At 65.0% G+C, this 22,212-nt stretch carries 21 protein-coding genes; 1 reads left to right on the top strand and 20 read right to left on the bottom strand.

Annotated elements, in window-relative coordinates:
• Nucleotides 1-6: 6 nt before the first annotated feature.
• From BX591_RS13430 to BX591_RS13365, 14 genes are all read right to left on the bottom strand, one after another.
• The gene (locus BX591_RS13430; RefSeq protein ID WP_111931919.1) at nt 7-1,347 is read right to left on the bottom strand and encodes a TadE/TadG family type IV pilus assembly protein; all 1,341 of its coding nucleotides are present in this window, start codon (nt 1,345-1,347) and stop codon (nt 7-9) included.
• 53 nt (nt 1,348-1,400) lie between these two features.
• Nucleotides 1,401-2,051 (bottom strand): TadE family protein, encoded by a 651-nt coding sequence (locus tag BX591_RS13425; protein ID WP_111931918.1) that lies wholly within the window; start codon nt 2,049-2,051, stop codon nt 1,401-1,403.
• Nucleotide 2,052: 1 nt separating this feature from the next.
• Nucleotides 2,053-2,613, bottom strand: a complete 561-nt coding sequence (locus BX591_RS13420) for a TadE/TadG family type IV pilus assembly protein (RefSeq protein WP_111931917.1) — start codon at nt 2,611-2,613, stop codon at nt 2,053-2,055.
• Nucleotides 2,610-3,473, bottom strand: a complete 864-nt coding sequence (locus BX591_RS13415) for a sterol desaturase family protein (RefSeq protein ID WP_111931916.1) — start codon at nt 3,471-3,473, stop codon at nt 2,610-2,612. The genes BX591_RS13420 and BX591_RS13415 overlap by 4 nt, the downstream gene beginning before the upstream one ends.
• Nucleotides 3,474-3,518: 45 nt before the next feature.
• Complete coding sequence (locus tag BX591_RS13410) at nt 3,519-4,493, bottom strand: type II secretion system F family protein (protein ID WP_111931915.1); 975 nt, start codon at nt 4,491-4,493, stop codon at nt 3,519-3,521.
• A 44-nt stretch (nt 4,494-4,537) separates the two neighbouring features.
• Complete coding sequence (locus BX591_RS13405) at nt 4,538-5,515, bottom strand: type II secretion system F family protein (protein ID WP_111931914.1); 978 nt, start codon at nt 5,513-5,515, stop codon at nt 4,538-4,540.
• Nucleotides 5,516-5,551: 36 nt separating this feature from the next.
• Nucleotides 5,552-6,931, bottom strand: a complete 1,380-nt coding sequence (locus BX591_RS13400; protein WP_111931913.1) for a TadA family conjugal transfer-associated ATPase — start codon at nt 6,929-6,931, stop codon at nt 5,552-5,554.
• A 53-nt stretch (nt 6,932-6,984) separates the two neighbouring features.
• On the bottom strand, nt 6,985-8,190 hold the full coding sequence (locus BX591_RS13395; protein ID WP_111931912.1) for a CpaE/TadZ family protein: 1,206 nt from the start codon (nt 8,188-8,190) through the stop codon (nt 6,985-6,987).
• A 44-nt stretch (nt 8,191-8,234) separates the two neighbouring features.
• Entirely contained in the window at nt 8,235-8,528 is a 294-nt protein-coding gene (locus tag BX591_RS13390) for a hypothetical protein (protein ID WP_111931966.1), read from the bottom strand.
• Nucleotides 8,529-8,551: 23 nt separating this feature from the next.
• On the bottom strand, nt 8,552-10,333 hold the full coding sequence (locus BX591_RS13385; protein WP_111931911.1) for a type II and III secretion system protein family protein: 1,782 nt from the start codon (nt 10,331-10,333) through the stop codon (nt 8,552-8,554).
• Between the two features lie 85 nt (nt 10,334-10,418).
• Nucleotides 10,419-11,258: a Flp pilus assembly protein CpaB gene (gene cpaB, locus BX591_RS13380; protein WP_111931910.1), complete on the bottom strand. Its 840-nt coding sequence runs from the start codon at nt 11,256-11,258 to the stop codon at nt 10,419-10,421.
• A gap of 36 nt (nt 11,259-11,294) precedes the next feature.
• Nucleotides 11,295-11,831, bottom strand: a complete 537-nt coding sequence (locus BX591_RS13375) for an A24 family peptidase (RefSeq protein WP_111931909.1) — start codon at nt 11,829-11,831, stop codon at nt 11,295-11,297.
• Nucleotides 11,832-11,971: 140 nt separating this feature from the next.
• Entirely contained in the window at nt 11,972-12,157 is a 186-nt protein-coding gene (locus BX591_RS13370; RefSeq protein WP_111931908.1) for a Flp family type IVb pilin, read from the bottom strand.
• A 1,068-nt stretch (nt 12,158-13,225) separates the two neighbouring features.
• Nucleotides 13,226-14,848: a methyl-accepting chemotaxis protein gene (locus BX591_RS13365; protein ID WP_111931907.1), complete on the bottom strand. Its 1,623-nt coding sequence runs from the start codon at nt 14,846-14,848 to the stop codon at nt 13,226-13,228.
• 370 nt (nt 14,849-15,218) lie between these two features.
• Here BX591_RS13365 and BX591_RS13360 point away from each other — a divergent pair, with 370 nt between their 5' ends.
• A complete protein-coding gene (locus BX591_RS13360; RefSeq protein WP_111931906.1) occupies nt 15,219-16,358 on the top strand; it encodes a GAF domain-containing protein in 1,140 nt (379 codons plus the stop codon).
• Nucleotides 16,359-16,406: 48 nt separating this feature from the next.
• On the opposite strand, the gene BX591_RS13355 is transcribed toward BX591_RS13360, so the two are convergent.
• The 6 genes from BX591_RS13355 to BX591_RS13330 form a co-directional block, all read right to left on the bottom strand.
• Nucleotides 16,407-17,387: an alpha/beta hydrolase gene (locus tag BX591_RS13355; protein ID WP_208459623.1), complete on the bottom strand. Its 981-nt coding sequence runs from the start codon at nt 17,385-17,387 to the stop codon at nt 16,407-16,409.
• Between the two features lie 105 nt (nt 17,388-17,492).
• On the bottom strand, nt 17,493-18,470 hold the full coding sequence (locus tag BX591_RS13350; RefSeq protein WP_111931965.1) for a fatty acid desaturase family protein: 978 nt from the start codon (nt 18,468-18,470) through the stop codon (nt 17,493-17,495).
• A 91-nt stretch (nt 18,471-18,561) separates the two neighbouring features.
• On the bottom strand, nt 18,562-19,167 hold the full coding sequence (locus BX591_RS13345; protein ID WP_244147000.1) for a phosphatase PAP2 family protein: 606 nt from the start codon (nt 19,165-19,167) through the stop codon (nt 18,562-18,564).
• Between the two features lie 65 nt (nt 19,168-19,232).
• Nucleotides 19,233-20,348: a glycosyltransferase family protein gene (locus tag BX591_RS13340; RefSeq protein ID WP_111931904.1), complete on the bottom strand. Its 1,116-nt coding sequence runs from the start codon at nt 20,346-20,348 to the stop codon at nt 19,233-19,235.
• Complete coding sequence (locus BX591_RS13335; protein WP_111931903.1) at nt 20,345-21,106, bottom strand: hypothetical protein; 762 nt, start codon at nt 21,104-21,106, stop codon at nt 20,345-20,347. Before BX591_RS13335 ends, BX591_RS13340 begins: the two co-directional genes overlap by 4 nt.
• Nucleotides 21,103-22,194 carry a hypothetical protein gene (locus BX591_RS13330; RefSeq protein WP_111931902.1) on the bottom strand — a complete coding sequence of 364 codons (1,092 nt, stop codon included), beginning with the start codon at nt 22,192-22,194 and terminating at the stop codon, nt 21,103-21,105. Before BX591_RS13330 ends, BX591_RS13335 begins: the two co-directional genes overlap by 4 nt.
• Nucleotides 22,195-22,212: the final 18 nt, after the last annotated feature.

The following is a 22,212-nucleotide window of genomic DNA, read 5'->3' as shown; positions in this document are numbered from 1 at the left end:
GCGCGCTCACTTGGAAATTCGAAGGATTTGCGAAGCCAGCTGCGTAAAGCACGGCTTCAGATCGTTCGGGGTCGCCGCGTAACAATACACGCCGACGGGCTGGGCCGGGTTATAGCAACGGGCCAGCGAATCGGGCGTGTTGGCCATGCACTTGAGCACGTCGGAGCCCAGCTCGTTGTCCGGGCCTTCCGGCTGAACCAGTTCCGGCCCATAACCCAGCGTGAACACATAAGTGCCCTCGATCCGCGCCTGCGCCGCCATCGCTTCGAGCAGATTACGCGACGCCCGGTTGACGTTCACATACGTGATATTGCCGTTCGGCACCGCGCGCGGCGTGGTGACGGGCCAGATCGGGAAAATCTGTTCGTTGACGTTGTGCGCGTTGTACCACTTCGGCATGGCGGTCACGAGGCGCGTCGCATTGCTCTGGTAGCACGGCGAGTTGAGGGCCTGGCTCAGCGCGTTCATGTTGTAGAGCCCGGTCATCGTGCCTGCGGTGTCGGGACTCGCGAGCGTGGCGGGCGTGTTGCTGCAACTGCTCTGATTGGTCGTGAAATACGAGGCGAAGCTGTTCGGCGCGCCGTCCGAGAAGAACACGATCACTCGCAAGCTGGAAGGTTGCGTGATCACCGTATTCAACTGGTTGCGCGCGTTCCAGACCGCTTCCGCCGAATTGGTGCTGCCGCCGAAGGTGTAGGCGTTGATGTCGGTCGTCATCAGCGTGCGGTTGAAGCCGCGCGTGTTGCCGTTGAACGGCACGTCCACCACCGTGCCGTACGCGAAGTGCATCAGCGCCACGCGGTCGTTGGTCACGTCGAAATTATTCAGGAAGGCGATTGCGTTCGCGCGCACCGCGGCCGGCACGCCGGACACGTTCAGCGAACCCGTCGTATCGATTACGAACGCCATGTCCAGCGTCTTGCGGATCGCCTGCGACGAGGCGCTCACGTTCAGAATCCTGAAGCCGAGGGTCTGCATGAAGGTCACCGGCACGCTTGCCTGCGCGGTCATGCCGATCGTCACCGTCCCCGCGTTGAACACGATCGACGGCGTACCCGCCGTCACCGTCGAGCCGAGAAAGCCCACTGGATAGTTCGCCGCGAAAAATGCCGAGGCCGCCTGCTGCGCGTTGGCGGTCTGCTGGGTCTGGTTGTTGCCGCGCGTGACGGCTTCGCCGGCGGCGATCACGGCGCCGTCGGTGGCCGCGTCGAGGCGTGCCTTGATCATGTAGCCGAGCCCGGAATCCACCGCGAGCCCCAGGATGCCAATCAGCGCGATCAGCGACACCGCTACGATGACGCTGATCGATCCTCTCTGCCGCGCTGTATATGCCGCTATTTTCTTCATGACACCCCCGACCCGCGTTTTCTATTCGACTGCGTTTTTGTGTTTTCCGTGAATCAGAACACCGTCATCGCATACAGATTCGGCGACAGCGCGGGTGTCCTGATCCCGCCGCCCAGGTTGAGCGAACCGAGCAGCGGCGTTTGCTGATAGAACGCCTCGACCACGTAAGCGATCTGACCGCTGGAGAGCTGGCCTTGCAGCAGATTCACCGCCGGTGCGGTGGAACCCGCCGCCGGAATATTGCTGCAACTGCCGGTGCCGTCCATCGCCCAACTGGTGCCCGCGCTGCCGCAACTCCACGTATGGCTCGCCGGATAGTAGTTGCCGCCGTTCCAGCGGTATTGCGCGACCACGATGCCGGTGCAGTTGTTGCCGTTGCTGTCGCAGTTGTTGTTGCCCATGATCTCGGTGATGTAGATCATGCCGTGCGCGGTCATATTGAGCGGCGGCGTGGTCGCGGTGAGCGACGACATGATGGTCTGCATCGGATACGTGAGCGACGCGCGTGAGGACAGGCTCGCGCCTTCGCGGCTCACGTTGATCAGGATCATCTGCGCCTGGATGTTGCGCGCAATGTCGTACACCGGCAGCGCGAGCGCGACCAGAATCGGCAGCAATAGCGCCATTTCCACGCTGACGATGCCGCGCGCCGCGCGCCGGCCGTGGCGCCGGCCAGGTGTGCCTGCTTTTATACGTGTGGGCATGTCAGAAGCCCTCGTTGCGCATCGTCGCCGCGACGCTGAAGCTGAACTTGCCGTTAGCGAAAAACGGCTTGATCAGCGGCGTCAGCAGCGGCCAGATGCAGTTGATCTGCAGCACCACGATGTCGCCGGGATTGCCGAACATGCCGGTGCTATAACTCGCCTGCGTGCTGTAGGTTTGGCTCGTGCCGCCGTTGATGGTGATCACGTAGCTCGGCGACACGTAGTTGTACAGGCCCATCGAGCTGACCTTGATCTCCTGCAGGACCGCCTCGTAGCGCTGCTGGTTGGTCGTGTTCGGGTCGAGATTGCTTTGCCCCGTCACGGCATAGCGCGCGCCTTCCCGGACCGCGTATTGCATGGTCAGGTTGACCCACAACGCCACGCCCAGATCCATGGCAATGCACAGCAGCAGGAACAGCACCGGCGCGACCAGCGCGAATTCGAGCGTGGCGATGCCGCCCTGCTTGCGCCGATTGCGCACGCGGCCCGAGGCATTAATTCCGGCAGGGGTTGCGGCGCGGGCGCCGGCTTCATGAGCGGCCTTGCGGCGAACGGCTTTCATTTCGGCTCCTGATCGATCGCCATCGGCTTGCCGGCGAGTCGCGCGCCGCGCCCGGCCGGCAGCCGCAGCGGCCAGCTCAGCGCACCCAGCAGCGAGCGCGGTTGCGCGCCGTCGTCGAGACCGGTGGCCGGCCACTCGTGTTTCGCCGGCACCCAGCGCGTGCCGAACAGGTGATCCCACAGCGGCAGCAACTGCGTGAAGTTATGGTCGAAATGCTCGACGCGGTTCGAGTGATGCAGGCGGTGATATTGCGGATTGTTGATCCACGTGCCGTAGCGGCCGAGGTCGACGCGCAGATTCAGATGCGCGAAATAATTGCCGACCATGAATACCAGCGACGTCGCGCCGACTATTGCGGGGGAAACCTTGAACATCACGCCGACCAGCGGATAGAGCAGACAGCCCTTGATCAGCATTTCGAACCAGTGATGCCGCAACGTGACCGTTACGTTGAACTCCACCGCGCTGTGGTGCAGCGAATGCAGCTTCCACAGCAATGGCCACGCATGCTGCAAGCGATGAAACGCATATTCGAGGAAGTCGATGGTCAACAGCACGATCACGAACGACGCCAGCGCGCCCCAGCCGTGCGACACCAGCACGACCATGCCGCCGCCCAGCGCGTTCACGATCGCCACGCTGGCGGCCGCCAGCAGCGGCTTTACCGCCTCGGCCAACACCAGGTACAACCCGGCATACATCATGTTGAAACGCTGCCCGGCGCGCGATTGCAGCAGGTCGGCCGGCCAGCGCCGCTCCAGCACCGCGCCGATGGCCATGATCGCCAGCACGAGCAGGTAGCCGCGCAGCCACTGGCCGGCGTGGTGCAGCAGATCGGCAAACGCGCTCGACGCAAACATGGAATTCCCCGGTAAGTACTTGTGCATCAACGGCGCACCCGTCGCTCAGCCGCCCGCCATGCTGTTCATGATCGGGAACAGCTGGCGGACCAGTCGGATCGCCGACGGACCGACCAGCACAGCCATCAGCGTCGGGAAAATAAAAAACATCAGAGGAAACAGCAGCTTTAGTGCGATCTTGGCAGCCTGCTCTTCGGCACGCAAGCGCCGTTTGGTGCGCAGGTTGTCGGTATAAACACGGAGCGAATCGCCCACGCTGGTACCGAAGCGCTCCGCCTGGATCAGCATGGCGGCGAGCGTGTCGATATCCTCGACGCCCGTGCGCAGCGACAGGTTGCGCAGCGCCTTGTCGCGACCTGAACCGGCCCGCAATTCCAGCAGCACCATGTCGAACTCGTCCTTCAGCGCGAGGCTTTTCACGCCGATTTCCTGGGTGACCCGCATCATCGCCGCGTCGAGGCCGAGGCCTGCTTCCACGCAGACGGTCATCAGGTCGAGCGCGTCGGGCAAGTCTTCGAACAGCGTGCGCTGACGGCGCTCGATCATCCGGGTCAGCACCAGGTTCGGCAGATAGAAGCCGAGCGCCGACGCCACCAGCACTGCCATCAGCAACAGCATGCGCTGGTCGGCGTCGAAGACGTTGCCGAGAAAGATCAGCGCGATCGCCGGCAGCACCAGCGCCAACACCGTCTTGGCCGCGAAGTAGATGGCCGGCGCGGAGGGGTTGCGAATGCCCGCATTCGCGAAGCGCAGACGCAATGCCGACTTGTCCCAATCGTCTTTCGGCAGCGACAGCCGGGCGACGCGCTCCGAGACCTTCGTGACGGTTTCGACCCAGTTCTTCTGCGCGCCGGAACCCGCCGCGCCGTCGAGGTCGATGCCGCCCGTCGAGCCCGTCTGTCCAAGCCCCTCGATACGCCGTTGCACCGGATCGGGCCGCAGCAACACCATTGCCTTCAGCGCCGCGCCGAACACGATCAGGAACATCACCCCGAGCAAGACGATCTGTTCTGTTTTCATGGTCTGCGGGCCGGGCCCGCGCTCCTCGTGATGAAATCCGTGGTCTAGATGTGGATGCGCACGATCTTGCGCATCCACAGAATGCCGAACAGCATCATGGTCAGCGACACGCCCGCGATCTGCATGCCGGCCGGGTCTTTCCAGAACACGGTGATGTAGTCCGGATTGAGCACCGTCAGAAGCCCGATGATCACGAACGGCAGCGCGCCGAGTATCCAGGCCGACAGGCGCCCTTCCGCCGACAGCACGCGGACTTTGCCGAGCAGCTTCATCCGTTCGCGAATGATCCCGCTGATGCAGCCGAGAATCTCTGCGAGGTTGCCGCCCGCTTCGCGCTGGATCAACACGGCGATCACGAAGTAGCGCAGATCGTCGACTGGCACGCGGTCCACCATGTTCAGCAGCGCATCGTTCAACGACACGCCGTAATTGATCTCGTCGAACACGAGGGCGAACTCGCCGCCGAGCGGGTTCGGCAATTCGTCGCCGACCATGCCGAGCGCGGCGGGAAACGAGTGTCCGGCGCGCAGCGCGCGGGCGATCAGATCGGCGGCATCGGGCAATTGGCGTTCGAGCCGCAGCACCCGTTTGGCGCGCTTGCGGCGCAGAATCAGCGCGGGCAACAGGCTCGGCACCAGCGCCGTGGCGACGATCACGAGCGAGGGCAAGCCGGTCAGCCATGCGATGAAAGCGCCGACGAGCGCGCACAACAGCGTATAGGCGACAAAGCGCGCCACCGACCACTTCAACCCCGACTGCTGCAATTGCCGGTCGAGTGCATGAACGCGCGGAATGCGCAGCAACAGCCGCGTGACGAACGGCGACTCGCTCAAGAGACGCTGCTTGAGAATCGACAACGGCTCGTTGCTAACGTTGCCCGACGCCGAGAGCGCGCGCAACCGCTCGTCCATGCGTTTGACGGCCGGCCCATGGTGGCTGCTCCAGAACAGATAGACGCCTTCGATCAGCAGCACGACCGCGAGAAACGCGAGCACCGCGAAAGCGATAAACGATGTGTTCATGTCACGCTCCTTCAGGCCGTTTGAACGTGGCGCCGTTCATACTTCGAAGCGCCGCGACGGATCGAACATCTGATCGGGCAGCGCGATACCGAAGCTGGCCAGCCGTTCGCTGAAAATCGGCCGCACGCCGGTTGCGCCGAAATAGCCTTTGATCATGCCGTTTTCGTCGACGCCGGTCCGCTTGAACGAAAAAATTTCCTGCATGTTGATGACGTCGCCTTCCATGCCGGTGATTTCCTGAATGCTCATCAGCTTGCGGCGGCCGTCGGTCAACCGCGAGGCCTGCACCACCACCGTGATCGCCGAGGCGATCTGCTGGCGGATCGCCTTGATCGGCATCGTCAGGCCGGCCATGCCGACCATGTTCTCCAGACGCGTCAGCGCGTCGCGCGGCGTGTTCGCGTGCAGCGTCGCCATCGAGCCTTCGTGGCCGGTGTTCATGGCGTGCAGCATGTCGAGCGCTTCCGCGCCGCGCACTTCGCCGAGCACGATGCGGTCGGGCCGCATCCGCAGCGCGTTGCGTACCAGCGAACGCTGCGAGATTTCGCCCTTGCCTTCAATGTTCGGCGGCCGGGTTTCGAGCCGCAGCACGTGTTGCTGGCGCATCTGCAATTCGGCCGCGTCTTCGATCGTCACGACCCGTTCGTCTTCCGGAATGAAACCGGACAGCAGGTTGAGCAAGGTGGTTTTGCCGCTGCCCGTGCCGCCGGAAATCAGCACGTTCAGCTTGGCCTTGATCAGCGCTTCGAGCAGTTGCGCCATGGCGGGCGTGAAGCTCTGGTTGTTGACCATGTCGGCGACCGTGAGCGGATTCACCGCGAAGCGGCGAATCGACACCAGCGGGCCGTCGATCGCGGAGGGCGGAATGATCGCGTTGACGCGCGAGCCGTCGGGCAACCGCGCGTCGACCATCGGCGTGGATTCGTCGATCCGGCGGCCGACCCGCGACACAATCCGCTCGATGATCTTCATCAGATGCGCGTCGTCGTAGAAGGTCACGTCGGTGTGTTCGAGGCGGCCGCGCCGTTCCACGTACACGTGCTGCGACGTGTTGACCAGAATGTCGGAGATGGTCGGATCGTTGAGCAAGGGTTCGAGCGGACCGAGACCGACCATTTCGTCGTGGACGTCCTGCGCGAGACGGCGGCGCTCGAGTTCGTTCAGCGCGATCTTGTCTTCGTCGACGATCTTTTCAACCAGTTGCGCGAGCTCGCGCTTGATCTGCTCGGGCGACAGGCGTTGCAGCTTGTCGAGTTCCACCCGGTCGATGATCGCCTGGTGGATGTTCATCTTGAGTTCCTGATACGCGCGCCGCGCCGCCAGGCTTTCAGCCGCGACACCGGCCGCCGCCGCGCCGCCGGCCGCATCGAACGGCATGCCGCCGTTCTGCATCATCAACTGTTCGCGCAATGACATGGTGCTCTCCGCTTGGTTTTATCGGGCCGCCGGTTTGAACCGGCTCATGCCGCTCAGTGTCCGGTCTTCAGGCGCGGCGCCGCACCCGGCCGGCCCTGCAACAAACGGCCGAACACGCTCTTGCGCGGCCCCGCCGGCAACGGCGGCCACAACAGGTCGGCCAGTTGCACGATGCCTTGTGCCAGCGCCCCGCCCTTCGCGGCGGTGACCAGCGGCACGCCGTGATTGAGCGCTTCGGTGGCCTGCTTTTCGTCGCGCGGCAGGTGATGCGCGACCTTCGCGCCGAAGGTCTCTTCGAGCGTGGTCAGGTCGATGCGGGCGTTCTTCTCGTACTGGTTGACGATCAGTTTCACCTTGCTCGCCGAATAGCCCAGCTCGCGGAAAATATCCAGCATGCGGCGCCCCGCGTGCAGATACAGCACGTTCTGCCGCACGATCATGCAGATCGAGTCGCTGTGATCGAGCGAGTGGATCGCGAGCGGATTGATGTTCTGGCCGACGTCGATCAACACCGCGTCGTATTGCTCGCGCACCAGCGTCAGAATCCGCTCCAGATGCGTGGCGCGCAGTTCACCCGATTTGACCGGATCGCCCGCGCCTGCCAGCACATCGAGATTCGGATGTACGTGCATCACGCAGGCTTCGAAGAACGCGGCGTCGAGCCGGTCGATCTGCGAGCACAGGTCGGCGAGCGTGGCGGGCGGGGTTGTGTCGGCCACCAGCAGGCTGGCGTCGGCGAACTGCTGGTTCAGATCGATCAGCAGCACGCGTTTGTCGCGCTGCGCGGCCAGCGCATAGGCGAGATTCACGGCGATCAGCGTGGTGCCGCTGCCGCCCTTGCAGGAGGTGAACGACACGACCCGGCCTTCGCGGCGCATGCCGGCGTGTTTTTTGGCCGACACATGCGCGAGCGCGTCGGCGAACTCGGCTTCGTCGAGCGGCCAGGACAGCACGTGGCGCACGCCGACGCGCATCGCCGCCATCAGCAGCGTGGTGGACGGCGACGGCGTCACCAGCATGCAGTGCAGATGCGGCGTGTGGGACAGCGCCTCTTCGACGCCGCTCAGGTCGCGCGGCGTCAGGTCGGCGTCGTCGACGATCAGCAGATCGGCGCTGCGGATCGCCGCGGCGTGTACCCGCAACTGTTTCGCGGTGCCGTGCAGCGTGCGCAGACGGAACGCCATGCCGCTCGCTTCGAGACGCGCCGCGATGCGGGGCGCGCGCTCGGCGCTGGACGAAATCAGAAGGGTGTCGATCATGGTGTGTCTCCAGGCGTGAATCCGGATCGTCGCGCGCAAGCACTTCAGTAGTTGCTCGACGAGCCGATGCCGATCGTGAAGCTGTTGGTCGGCGCGGGCGGCGCCGTGAACGATTTGGCGTAGCTCTTCTGCGCCGATGCCGCCGCCGCGCCATCGATGCCCGCCACCGGATCGGTGTTGGCCGAGCCTTGCGGATTGAGCGTCTGCATTTCGCGCAGTTGCCGGACCGAGTCGCCGAAGGCGGCGTCCCAGTGCGGCGTCGAGGTCATGCAGCCGGCCAGCGCGGCGCAGAATCCCGCGCACAGCGCGGCCCGGATCAATGTGTGGATGGATGTCATGTCGATCTCCAGTGGGTCGCGCATCAATGGACGGCGGGGGCGTCGTGGCTGTCGGGCGTGGGCGGAATCAGCGCCACGTCGGCCGCCGACGACTGTGCCGGCGCGGGTACCGGCTTCGGCGGAGGAAGCTGCGCCGGCGCCGAGCCGTCCGCGCCGGGTGCCGCGCGCTTCGTGCCTTCCATGTGGCCGGTCAGGTACACGTTCGCTTCGCCGGCATCGCCGAAATGATCGGTGGGCAGCGGGTAGTGCTGCGGCAGCGGCTTCGCGAGGCGCGGCGTCACGACGAACACCAGTTCGGTCTTGTCCTGCTCGTAGCTGGTGCTGCGGAACAGCGCACCGAGCACCGGCAGTTCGCCGACGCCGGGCAAGCCCTTCAGCGTGCCGGTCACGTTGCTCTTCATCAGACCGCCGATCGCGAAGCTCTGACCGTCGAACACCTGCAGCGTGGTCGAGGCGCGCCGTGTGGTGATCAGCGGCAGGATCGTCGTCGAATTCGAGTTGCCGGCGCTCACCACCACGCCGGTGGACGACAGCTCCGACACCTCCGGCGACACTTTCAGGTTGATGCGGCCGCCTTCGAGCACGGTCGGCGTGAAGGTCAGGCCCACGCCGTATTGCTCTTCCTGCAGCACGATGGTCGTGCCGCCCGAACCGTTGCTTTGCGGCACCGGGATATACACCTTGCCGCCGGCGAGGAAGCTCGCTTCCTGACCGCTGATCGCCATCAGGTTCGGTTCGGCGAGAATCTTCACGAGCTGATCGGTTTTCTGCGCGTCGACGGTCAATCCGAGCGGCGAGTTATTCGCTTTCGACGCGGTCAGCGCGCCGAGCCCGCCGGACAGGAAATTCGCCAGCAGCCCGAAGCTCCAGCTGCCAATGCCGCCGTTCAGATTCGCTTGCACGCCGAGCTGGTCGATCAGCGTCTTCGAGACTTCGGCGACCTTCACTTCGAGCATGACCTGCTGCGGCGCGGCCACCTGCATCATGTTGATGATGCGTTCGCCGCTTCCGCCGCCGAGCGCGGGCGTCGGCGCGCCCATGGCGCGCGGCGCGGCGCCCACCGGCAGCGGACCGCTGCCCATCGGCGCGCCGCTTTGCAGCGCGGCGGTGGGACGGGCCACGAAGGCCCGCGCGAGTTCCATCACGCGTTCGGCCTTGACCGCGTCGGTGACGGTGCCGGTGAGCACCAGCGTGTCGGCGGCGGCCCGCACCTGGATGCCGGTTTCCTCGGGCATCAGCGTGGCGAGCGTGTGTTGCAGGCCGCCCGGATCGGCGCCGACACTCACGTCGATGATCGTGCAGGAGCCGCTGCGGCCTTGCACGATCATGTTGGTGGTGCCGACGTCCGAGCCGAGCAGGTAGAGCGTTTGCGGCGATACGAGCATGGCCTGCACGATCGACGGATTACCGACGGTGCGCGAGCGGACCGGCTCGCGGATGTCGACCATGGCCGACTTGCCGACCGGAATCGTCACTTCGGTATGGTCGGCGATCGGGCCGCTGCAATTCGGTCCGCGGCCGGTTTGTTGCATGCCGCGCGAGGTGGCGCCGCCGCTCATGCCGCTGGCGGCGATGGTCAGATGCACGGTGCCGTTGGGGGCCACCGCGATCGGCGTGCCCGGCAAACCCGGCACGTCCTGGGCGCTGGCCTGGGCCACCGGCAGCATCGCCAGAGACAAACCGAGCAGCACGCAGGTGCAGGCGTCGGCGATCCGGGTACGGCTGCGTGGTGCAAGCGATTTCGCTTCGCGCGGGCCGTGCGGGTGCTGCGGCGCGCAAGCGCGCTGTGTCGTTCTGGCGTTCATGTCCTACCCCCGTTGAGTGCCGTTTTTCACGCGCTGCCGGTCGAACTCAGTCGCGTATCGGTCACGGCTTGCAGGCTTAAACCTGTCAAAAACATTCTTGTCTTGCGTCGGCGCCGTCGAGTACTCGCACGCAGTTACCCGGCGCACGCAGTGCCACCTTGCGCACGATCCGCGCCGGCTTCGGTTCGGACGCGGCGACCGCGACCGCCACGACCGGCGTCTTCAGCAGCGAGGACTTGGTCGCGCCGGCGGTGTCGATCGCCTGCGGATCGATCTGGTTGCGCAACACCAGGGAAAGCGTGCCGATGCTGCGCGCCAGATCGATTTTCTCGGCCTGTTCCGGCGACACTTCGAGCGTCACCGCGTCGACCACTTTCGGTTTGGTTTCGTCGCGACCCACCTGCTGGGCGACCGCGAGGACGAGAATTTTTTCGAGCACGATCTTCGAGATGTTCTGGTCGTGCTGGCCGGCGGCGGCGCTGCCGTCTTTCTGCGTATTGACGATGATGTCGACGTAGTTGCCCGGCAGCGCGAAGCCCGCCACGCCGATCACGTCGTTCACTCGTACCGTGATGGCGCGCTGGCCTTCGCCGATCACCGCCGAGAGGCCGCCGAGCGTGCCGACGGGCGTGAGCTTCGCGTCGACCACCGGCTCGCCGTGCAACAGGCTGTCCTTCAGCACGCGGCCGTCGAGTTTCTGAATGTCGGTGTACGCGCCGGGCGGCACGCTATTGGAAGGCCAGTCGGTGACTTTGAGGAAGTCCGGTCCGATCCGCTGGCCGAGATTGATATCGGTTGCGGCCACCACGACTTTGGTGGTGGCGCTCGACGACTGCGAGACCATCCAGCGCGAGGCGAACACCACGGCGGTGAGCCCGGCCAGCGTCGCGATCAGCAACATCGTTACAGCGCGCGCGTTTTTCATTTTCAACCCCCGAATTGTTGTCCCACCCGGCACGCGTCACACGCTGGCGAACAACACGAGCGCGCTGCCTATTGCTATGGCCACTCCGTACGGCATGGTCCCCATGGCACTACTACCGGCGACGCTGCCGGCGCGTCGCGCCGCGCCGTTTCCCGGCGTCGTGCAACTGACCAGCAACGCGGCTACCCCGCTCAGTCCGGCGCGCATCTGGCGTCGCCGGATCATGATTGCCAGCGACCCGATGCCGCCCACCGCACAGGTCGCCAATCCAATTTCAAGTGCACCGTAAGCGCCGCAGAAGGCGCCGATCGCGGCCATCAGCTTCACGTCGCCGGCACCCATCAGCCGCATCGCGTAGCCGGGCAGGAAGATCGCACCGCCCGCCAGCATGCCGCCGAACCACATCACCATCGCGTCGACTCCGCCGTGCGTGAACCACTGCACGGGTATCGCCACGAGCAAACCTGTCGCCACCAGCCAGTTAGGAATCCGGCGTGTCTGGATGTCCCACACTGCTGCCAGCATCGCCAGCGTCATCACGCACGGACCCACCGGAAAAGGAACGCCGTTCATCGCCTGCTCCGTTCTTGGGATCGAGTTGCCTACCTGTTCCGCTGTCGCGGCGTTCAGTGCGAGGGCCGTCGCTACCCTGTCTCGAAGGACCGTCGGGACAGGGCGAGCGATCGGCTTTGCGCCGCCTGAAGCGGCTTGAATCACGCAGCCGGGTTGGCCACGCCTGCCAGCGCCGTTTCCACGTACGTGAACACGGCGTTCAGTTTGGTGCCGAGCAACGAGACCGTGGTAATGATCCCCACTGCGATCAACCCGGCCAGCAGGCCGTATTCGATCGCTGCCACACCGTCTTCTTCGCGCAGAAATTGCTGGATCGTGTTCTTCATGCTAACCCCCGTAAGAGTGAAAGTTGACTGCGGTTGGTGCCCCTGCGGCTGCCTGAAAACAGGCTCGCCGAAGCGGCGTTCAGGTCCGTCCATCGGACGGAAAAAAGTGGCGGGGTCAGCGCTTCACGTCATCACGATCACGAGTGGCCGATACCGCGTATCGAGCGCCCGTGTCGTTGTTCGTTGACATCCGTTTTTCGTTGGCCCCGCCGCACCTCGTAAAACGCGTTGAATTCCCCGAACGCGACTTACGAAGACTGTTGCTGCTGCCGGTTTTTTTCTGCGTGTAGCGTGTGATGCCTGCTTCTGCTTTTCCTGCTTCCCGGCTGCAGCGTGTTTCGCTTTGTGATCGACTTATTGCAACGGCTGTGCCATGAGGCCTCAAAGCCTTGCTGGGTAAGGATGTTGGATGTACAGGGCGTTGCGGAAGGGGGACTGCGGCGAGCGATGCGTCGAATTTGAGACGTGGTTTAGCGGCTGGAAAAGTGCTTTGAGGAGATGCTTAATGCATTGATCAAGCGGCCTTAAAACCGTCGGCGCGTTGACTGGCAATGGTTTGATGAATGTCTCGGTCAAATATGCTTACCCGAAATACGGCGAAGTAGCTTTTACCCAGCGCGGACCGGAATGTCGCAAGGATGAGACGAGGGAATCGCGGCGCAAGCCGCTGTGGCGGGCCCGGACGCGGCAACGGGCTGCTTCGTTATGTGCGCTGGCTCGCATTGCGCGATTGACCGGGGCTCAATAAATCGCTGCGCGTGCCGAGGGGCTGCGCTGCATCGAGGCATCAGGGAAAAAAAATTTTGCGCGATGCGAGCCAGCCGGGCAAGGCGGGTGAAGCACACCCGATCGCGCGCAGCGCATTGCAGGCTGCGCGTTTCGACAAAAGGAAGGAGTTGTTCGGGCGGCAGAACGAAACCCGCAGGCATTCAAAAAGATCGCGAGGAACCGGTGATGCAGCGTTTGAAATCCGCCCGAAACGCCTGGTGTCCGGGTTAGCTCAAAGCTGCATGCGTATCAGGTGAGAACGCGCGCACGGGGTGCCCGGCCGGCGCGTCACGCCCTGTTTCAAGCGCCGGCTTCGACCAGCATCGGTGCATGCCGCAGCTCCGCGGCCCAACCCGTCGACACCGCCCGTGCCCCGCCCTGTCCCAGCCGGAACACCGAGGTCGCCTGCTTGAGGTTGCCTGCCTGCTCTTCCAGCGACTGCGCGGCGGCCGCGGCTTGCTCGACGAGCGCGGCATTCTGCTGCGTGACCTCGTCCATCTGCGAGACGGCCTGATTGACCTGCTCGATCCCGCGGCTTTGCTCTTCCGAAGCCGCCGCGATCTCGTTGACGATGTCGGAGACGCGCTTGATCGCCTGCTTGACCTGTCCCATCGTTTCGCCGACACCCGCCGCCTGACGCGTGCCGCCGTCGATAATCGCGACCGACGACGTGATCAGTTCCTTGATCTCCTTCGCCGCCGACGCCGAACGCTGCGCGAGGCTGCGCACTTCGCTGGCGACCACGGCGAAACCACGGCCCTGTTCGCCGGCGCGTGCCGCTTCCACCGCCGCGTTCAGCGCGAGGATATTGGTCTGGAAAGCAATACCTTCGATCACGCCGGTGATCTCCGAAATCTTGCTCGAACTGCCGCTGATCTGTTCGATCGTGCCGACCATCGCGCGTACCGCGTCGTCGCCCGTGTCGGCAAGACCGGTCGCGCCGGTGGCGAGGCTGCTTGCCTGACGCGCGTTGTCGGCGTTCTGCTTCACCGTCTCGGTGAGTTGCGTCATGCTCGCGGCGGTTTCTTCGAGCGAGGCGGCCTGTTCTTCGGTACGCGCCGACAGATCCATATTGCCGGCCGCGATTTCGCGCGAAGCGACCGTCACCGATTCCGTCGAGGTCTGTATGCCGCGCACCGTCTGGGTGATCTGGCGGTCCATCGTGTCGAGCGCCTGCAGCAGTTGGCCGAACTCGCCCTTCACATCCAGCACGATGCGGTTGTCCAGATTGCCGGCGGCGATCTCATTGGCCACGCCGATCGCGCGATTGAGCGGCACGCCGATGGCGCGCAGCAGGAACACCGCGGTCCCGGCCATCACGACAAGACCGGCTGCCACCAGCCCGATCGCGATCATCAACGCGGTGTTGGCGGTCGATTCGCTGTCGGCGTTGAACTGTTTGGCCTGATCGACGTTGATCTTCAGATCGTCGCCGACCAGCGCGAGCAGCGTGTCGGACAACGCCGCCTGGTCGTTCACCGCCTTGGTGGCGCCGTCGTAATTGCCGGCCAGCAGCAGATCGCTCGCCTGGTCGGTGAGCTGCTTGAGCTGCGGCAACGCGTCCTGAACCTTGTCGGCGACGGCTTTTTCGTCAGCGGCGCTGACGCGGCCCGGATAGTAGTCGGTCCACGCGCTGTTCATGGCGTCGAAGTCGGCATGCAGGGCGTCGGTCGTCTGTTTCGTCATCGCAGGATCGTGAAACACCTGAATGCGCCGCAGCTTCAGGCGAATCCGCAACTGGGCCGCGCGGAAATTCGCCAGGTCCACGATCGGCACGGTCACGCCCGAATACGAACTCGTCACGTTCGACTTGAGTCGCGAAATCGCCGACAGGCTGAAAACGCTGATCGCCGCCATCAGGACGAAGCAGACTGCCATCGCCAACAGAATTTTGAAGCGGATCGTTTGGAAAAAACCATTCATGTGAAGTCCCCTTTGGGCGGCGCATTGAACTCCTTAACGGCCTGGCGCAATGCATCTTGAGTGGAGGACTTCCATATTTTCCACTTTGCAAGCTAATAAAAAGGGAGTGTTAGCGAATCGAAGGGTACCGGCTGCGAAGCGGCGATTGCGCCAGAAAGGTCTGTCTACCGGGCGGCAGGCCAAAAAAATGCCGGCAGGAGCCGGCATGCAAGTCCTTCGTAGTCGGGGTACCGCGAAGGCGTTGAATCGGTTGATTCGTTTTAGAGTGTATCACCAAGTTTCATATTTTCCATATTGCTCAGGTTTGCCGGGTTCTTGTCGATAGCCTGAGAATCGCCTATCGTGGCAGGCAGCCAAAATTCATACCAATATGGACGATCCCATCATCACCACCCGCGCGGCGGCCAAGTTGCTTGGCGTCTCGATCCGCACCGCGCAGGTGTGGATCGAACAGAACGCGATCGAGTCGTGGAAAACGCCCGGCGGCCATCGGCGCGTGCGCCGCAGCGCCGTGACTGAACTGATGGGACGGCTCAAGCCGCACACCGCGCAACCTTCCACGTTCGCCGTGATTCATGCGTCCGAGCACCGGCTCGGCCACTATTGCGACGCCCTCGCGGCCACGCCGGAATGCGCGGTGGTGGCCGACGGCGACGCTTATGCCGCGTTGCTGTCGATCGGCGTGCTGATGCCGTCGATCGTGATCGTCGAACTCAACCGGATGGATCGCGATCGCCTGACCATGATCCGGCGCATCGGTCAGCATCCGGCGCTCGGTCATACCCAGTTGCTGGTGATCAGCCCGCTCGGCGCGGCGCATCTCGCGGCGGAAACGGAACTCGGCGAACGGCTGCACGTGCTGGGCGCGGAGTGGACCGAAGCGGAGTTGCAGGCGCGCGTGCGGGGCCTGCTCGGTCAGGTGGACGAAGCGGCGCGGCAGCTGGTCGCGGTGGACGGTGCGTCGGAAGGTGCGCCGGGCGGTGCGCGGGAGACCCCGCTCCCGGCTAACGAAACGCGGCGGCTCCAGGCCGTCGCCGCCGCCGGTTTGCTCGACACGCCGGAAGAAGAGGCCTTCGACGAGATCACGCAACTCGCCGCGCAATGGTTCGACGCGCCGATCGCGTTGCTCACGCTGCTGACGCCGGACCGGCAATGGTTCAAGTCGCACTTTGGGCTCGAACGCACGGAGACGCCGCGCTCGTGGGCATTCTGCAATTTCACGGTTCTGGAGAACCACGTACTGGTCGTCGAAGATGCGGCCACCGACGCCCGCTTCGCGCGCAATCCTTTCGTGACCGGCGAGCCGCATATCCGCTTCTATGCGGGTACGCCGGTGCGGGACGTGCAAGGCTATCCGCTCGGTTCGCTGTGCGTGCTCGATCGTGCGCCGAGGCATTTCGATGCCACGCAGCGGGCCATGCTGACCACGCTCGGCTCGCTCGCGTCGGACCGGATCAATCTGCGAATCCGGGAGCGACAGTTGCGCTGGGCGCAGAACAAGACGCATTGATGGGCGCTGCGCGCATGCGCTTGCTCATGCGTGCGCGCCGCCGCGTCGCTAGCGCCGCACGAATGCCGAAATCACACCGACGATGGAATCGGCCAACGGTAGATCAGGGTTCGTGTAGGTCGCGATATTTTCGCTCGGGTCGTCCGTGCGAACGGTTTTCAGCACATGGTTAGCGTTCGCCACCAGCGCCAGCGCGGCGCGTGGATCGGCGCGCTGGAGCCGTTCGGCGTCCTCGCGCGCGACCTGAAGATCCCGCAGTCCTTGCAGGATCAAGACCGGCTTCGCGTAACCGCTCAGCAGCGCAGCCGGATCGAGCGACAGTTCGCTCATCAGAAACCGTTGCACCGACGGTCGGAACAGCGGCAGCAAGGCGGGATCGATCTGCCCGGCCGGCACGCTTGTTCCCGCTTCGAGCGACGCCAGCACCGACATTGCGTTATCGAGAACCGGCGCGTTGGCGGGATTCGCCTTTAGCTGCGCCTTCAAGACCTGCGCGAGCGGACGCCCCGCCGTGGAGACCAGGATCAGACCGCAAATGTCCACGGTTTCGCGCGCCGCCGCGAGCGCGACCAGGCCGCCCTCGCTATGGCCCAGCACCCACACGCACGACGCGCCGGTCCGTTGGCGGATACTCGTCACCCATGCGTGTACGTCGCTCGCGTAGTCGTCGATGCTCACGTCGTCGGCGTCGGCGATCGCCGACGCGCTGCCGAACATGCCGCGCTTGTCGATCCGCACGCTCGCGATGCCGCGGCTAGCCAGGCCCTCGGCCAGCAGTCGATACGCCGACGTGCGAACCAGCGGGCCATTGCCATTGCGGTCCGTCGGACCGGAAACCGGCACGATCAGCACGACCGGCACGGTAGCAGAGGCAGAGGCCGAAGCCGAAGCCGAAGCCGAAGCCGAAGCCGACGCATCGTGCGCGGCGGCCGACAGCAGCGTGCCGCGCAACGGACCATGCGGCCCCGGCGCGTCGATGTCACTTTGAACAAACGGCACAAACGCGGCCGACTGAATCGCGGCCGCCATCGCGACCGTAGCAAGTAAGGGCATTCGCGCGGCCTCCGTAATACGACTCGGCAAGACAGTCAGTTTGCCACGGCAACCGCCGTAAAAGCCGCGTGGCGCGCCGATTCACCGCCGCACCACGGCCGCATCTTTAGCGCTGCCGCTAACCGCGCGCAACACGTCAAGATAGCTCGTAAACAGATTGCCACACGGCAGCAATTGCGCCGCCGATAGTTGCGCATGCACCTTGCCGAGACGATAAAACGGCATACGTACGTACAGGTGATGTTCGATGTGATAGTGAATACCGTGCGGCCCGAACAGAAAGGTCTGCCACGACGGCGCGACGATCGTTCTGGCGTTGAGGCTTTGATCGTCGCCGGCCGGCAAGCCCGCGTGCTCGAGAATCGCCCTGATGCGCCCCATCAGCGGCAGCAGCGTGATCGCCGGCAGCAGCCACAAGCCCGCATACAACCACGCATGCCCGCACAGCGCGAGCACCGCGAACAGCAGGCCATTGGTCGCCAGAATCGAAACCAGTTCCCACGCGAGATACACACGCGACTTCGACGCCTTCGGCAATATCTCGCGAAAATCGCCACGCACCACTCGCCACGCGCCGACGAAGTACGACACGCCGCACCCATCCGCGAGCAGACGCGCGACCAGGCGCATTCGCGACACCGGATAATCGGCGATGCCGAACACGGCGGCCACCGGATCGTCGGCCTGCATCGGTGCGAGATGGTGTTTGATATGTCCGGCGCGATAGCTTGCGAGCGACAGAAATAACGGGCCGGCCGCCCAGGCCTGGCCGAGCGCGTCGTTCAGGCGCCGGTTGGGCAGCAGCGTGCCGTGCGCGCTTTCATGCATCATCACCGCCAGCGCGAGTTGCGTGCGCGCGATCACCACCGCCACCGCCACGTAAGTCAGCGGATGAGGCCAGCGTGCCGCGAGCGCCAGGCAGACCGCAATCAGCGCCCAGTCCGCAGCCAGGGCGACAAGCGCGCGCCACGGCGTCAGCACGAAGAGTTCGGGATGCGGCGCGAAGCCGCTCAACGCCGCGTTGGCGCCGGCGCGCGACGACTGCGTCGTCTGAGGCATGGCCGCACGTGAACACGCCGCAGCCTCGGCCATGTCAGCGCGCGCGGACTCCATCGCCCCCGCGATTGCCGTCGGCGAATCTTCGGCAACCTTATGCATTGCCGCGTACCCCGACGGTCGTCCGCCACTTCGCCACCCACCCGCCGCAGAGCAACGCCAACAGCGCACCGCCTGCCACATCGATCAGCGTGTGCTGCTTGATCGTCAACGTGGACAGACAGATCAGCGCACCGGTGGCCGCCGCGAGCCATTTGGCGCGCGTGCGCCACAGCATCCGGCAAGCGAGACAGGTCATGGCGACATGCAGACTCGGAAAGCCGTTGGTGGGCAGATCGAGTCCCCACAAACGGCTGATCCGCTGCCGCAGAAACAGATTGCCGATCAGACCCGGATCGGGCCGCGGCACGGTTTCGGTCAACAGCATGAAACACACGAGCCCGGCGACGAACGCCAGCAGCGCCGCCGACTTGAACAACCGGAAGTCCTCCGCCGATGCGTAGGCCGACGCGCTCACCACGAACGGAAAGAACAGCACATAGACGCACCACGACCACGGGATAAACGGAATCGAATCGTCCGCGAACGTGACGAAGTGATAACGCGGCACGACGAAGCGCTCGACCGCGACAAACACCACCAGGCCCAACACCATGCCGAGCGATGCGACGAGCGCTTGCCGGTAATCCAGTCGTTGCATCTCGCGAGGCATGCTGGGACGAGCGCTCTTGAGCCGATGATTTCGCATCATGCGGGGCCTGGCGATCAGGTCCGCGCGCCGCTCGCGCACAGCGCGATCAGCCGTTCGGTCCACGCATCGACGCGCGCCTGCGCGCTCTGCCGGCCGGCCGCGCCGCTCACCTGCGCGGTATCGGAATGCGCAAGCTCATGCGCCGCGTCGGCGACCTGACGACGAAAATCGCCGGCGTCGCCGCGCCACGTCACGACCCGATGCAACAGTCCCAGCCGCTTCGCGCGCGCCACGTTGCTCGCCTGCTCCGGCTGATCGGTGAGGACCAGCACGATGGGACGCCGATAGACCTGCGCGATCGCTAGCGCCGCCATACCCGGCGCCGACACGATCAGCCGCGCATGCGCGGCGCAACTCGCCCAGTTCGGATCGACACCCTGCCAGCCCGGCCGTCCCGCATAGCCTTCGCCAACGCGGTGCGAGGTGAGCCTCGCGTCGTCGAGACCGGCGCTCAATGCATCGGCAAGATTCGCATCGCGGAAATGGGGGTTCAGGTAGACCGCGGCGTCATGGTGACGCTCCGGCGAAAGCGGCGCGGCTAGCGCGACCGGGGTCGGCAGTTGAAAGCGGCGGGTGTCCGGGGCGCCGTCCGCTTCATAAGCGAAATCGTGCTCGATACACGACCACGCCGCATCGATCTGCCAGCCGACGATGCGCGCGAACATGCGGCCCAGCACGCGCGGCAACACACCGTCGAAATTGGCGAGCAGCGCGGTCTTCAGGCTCGCGCCGTACACATGCAGGATCTTGCGCCGCCAACCCGGCAACATGCCCATGAACAGCAGCGCCGGATGAAACGAATCGTTGACCAGCAGATCGGCATTGCGCGCCACCAGCCGCAAACGGTCGATGTCGTACAGCATGCGCGTCGGCCGGAACACGTAGTGCGCGACGTTGCGATTGGTCGCGCGGCGCAGCATGTTCTGGCGCTCGTCGAACTGCACCGCGTAGTGCTGCGACAGCACCGGCGCGTCGATGCCGAAGCTCGCCAGAAAGCGCCGCCCGGCCTCCGACGTGGTCAGCACTTCGACCTGCGCGCCGGCTTTGCGCAATGCGTGCACCAATAGTTGCGCGCGCATCAGATGGCCGCGCGCGTCCGCCGTCGCGAGGTAGATGATGTGAGGGGTCATGATGTGCCGTGCGTGTGGCGGTTCTGCTGCGGGCCAGGACGCGTGCTTTCAGGTCTGCGCTTGAGCGGCCGGATCGCCCAGCTCGCCAGATAGATCGCGATCGCGCCGGTCAGCGCGTAGCCGGCTTCGATCGCGCGAATCTCGCGCATCAGCGCCGCGAGCGCAGCCACTTCGGCGGGCGCCACCATACGCCGCAGCGTGGTCTCGCAAAGGCGCACATGGCGGCGCTCGTCCGCCAGCACCGACGCGAACAGCGGAAACAACGCATGCGCGCCGCCGAGCACGTCGCAGTGGCGCGTGAGCACGCGCGTCGCCATCTGTTCGGCGCACAACCCCGTGGCGTAGACGGGCACCAGCACGCCCTGCGCGAAATGCGACGCATAGCGGCGCGCGAGACGGTCCCATCGAGCGATCTTGCGGCGGCTCAGCCAGTCCGGCGCGAGGCGCTGCTCCGCGCTATCGCCGACGGCCTGCAGCGCGTCGACGAACAACGCCACGTGACGGCGCTCGTCCGCAAGATGCTGGTTCAATTGCCGGGTGAGCCAGGCGGGCGACCGCGGCAGCAATTCTTCCTGCAGCGCGCGTTCGGTAGCGTCTTCGGCGGCGAGATACATGCGCAACACCAACCGCTCGCCGCGCGGATCGGCATGCAGCCGCCGCAGCGCCTTGCGTTTGATGCGGTCGACCAGCCACGCGCGCAACGCCGCCAACCCGCGTGGTTCGGCGGGTGCGAGACAAGCGTAGGCGAGCCGACTCACGCCGGCGCTCCGCCCAGCCGTTTCGCCGCACGCGTGGCGGATGCGCCCGCCGCTGCCGTGCGCTCGCCGGCATCGTGGCGCCACGCGAGAATCAGACCGATGAAGCTGTCCTGCATGAACGCGCGCCCCGACGCGACCGCGCCCGCGAACGGTTCTTCGCGACCGTTGAAACGCAGGAAGCCCGCGCCGTTCGCCACACCGAACGACAGCTTGTCGTGTTGGTCGAAACCGCGTTCACGCACATCCTGCAACAGCGGGCTGGCTTCGAGGCCGAACAGAAACAGTTCGCGCTTGACCGCCCACGCCGGAATCTGGCTACTCAACGCTTCCACGTCGACGGTCCAGTTGCGCGTGGCGAGTACCTGATTCAGATCCGTGTCGTCCGGTTGATCGGTGCTGAAGCGCGCGCGTGCCACCGCCTTCGCCACCTGACCAATCCCGAGCGCGATCGTGATGTCGTTCGCGTTGGCCTCGCCCTGCGCAGTCGGCCGGACCTCGACCAGATGACGCGCCACGCGCGCCGCCAGCGACGGATGCGCGAGCAGGTCGTACGCCTGCTCCGGCGTGAACACGACGCGCTGTTCCGTGCCCTCGCGCACGACGATCCGGTACGGGTCCATGCGCACCTCGGCGAACTTGCCCGGCACCGGCGCATGCACGTAAATGTCGGGGCTCCATGTGCGGCCGGTGCGACGCAACAGCACCTGCAGACTCAACGGCACCCGTCGGCCATTCGACGCCACGCCGCTGCCCTGCAGCAGCACGTCGCCGATCAGCGTTCTGCTTTCGTGGGCGGTGTCGCTCGACAGCAGGATGGTGTGTCCGTCCGGGTCGACACTGGCGCGCGCGTCCTGGATATCGAGCGCCACGCGATTGCAGGCGGCGTGCGTTGCGTCCTTGCCGGCGGCCGTAGCGGCACCGGCCGTAGCGGCACCGGTGAAATCGAACGGGCAACCGCTCGCCGATGCAAAGTCGTACACGCCACGACCGGCGAACTCGACAGGCGCGGCCTGGGCCGCCGTGCTCAGCAACAGAAGCGCAATACCGGTCGCGCGATAGCCGAGCGCACGCAGAGAAGAGTCGTTCATGATCGGGAAGGTGGAAGC

Origin of the sequence: Paraburkholderia bryophila, assembly GCF_003269035.1 — a bacterium.
GTDB classification, from domain to species: domain Bacteria; phylum Pseudomonadota; class Gammaproteobacteria; order Burkholderiales; family Burkholderiaceae; genus Paraburkholderia; species Paraburkholderia bryophila.
Note: the sequence above shows the minus strand (reverse complement) of the source record. Positions and strands in the feature narration are given on the sequence as shown.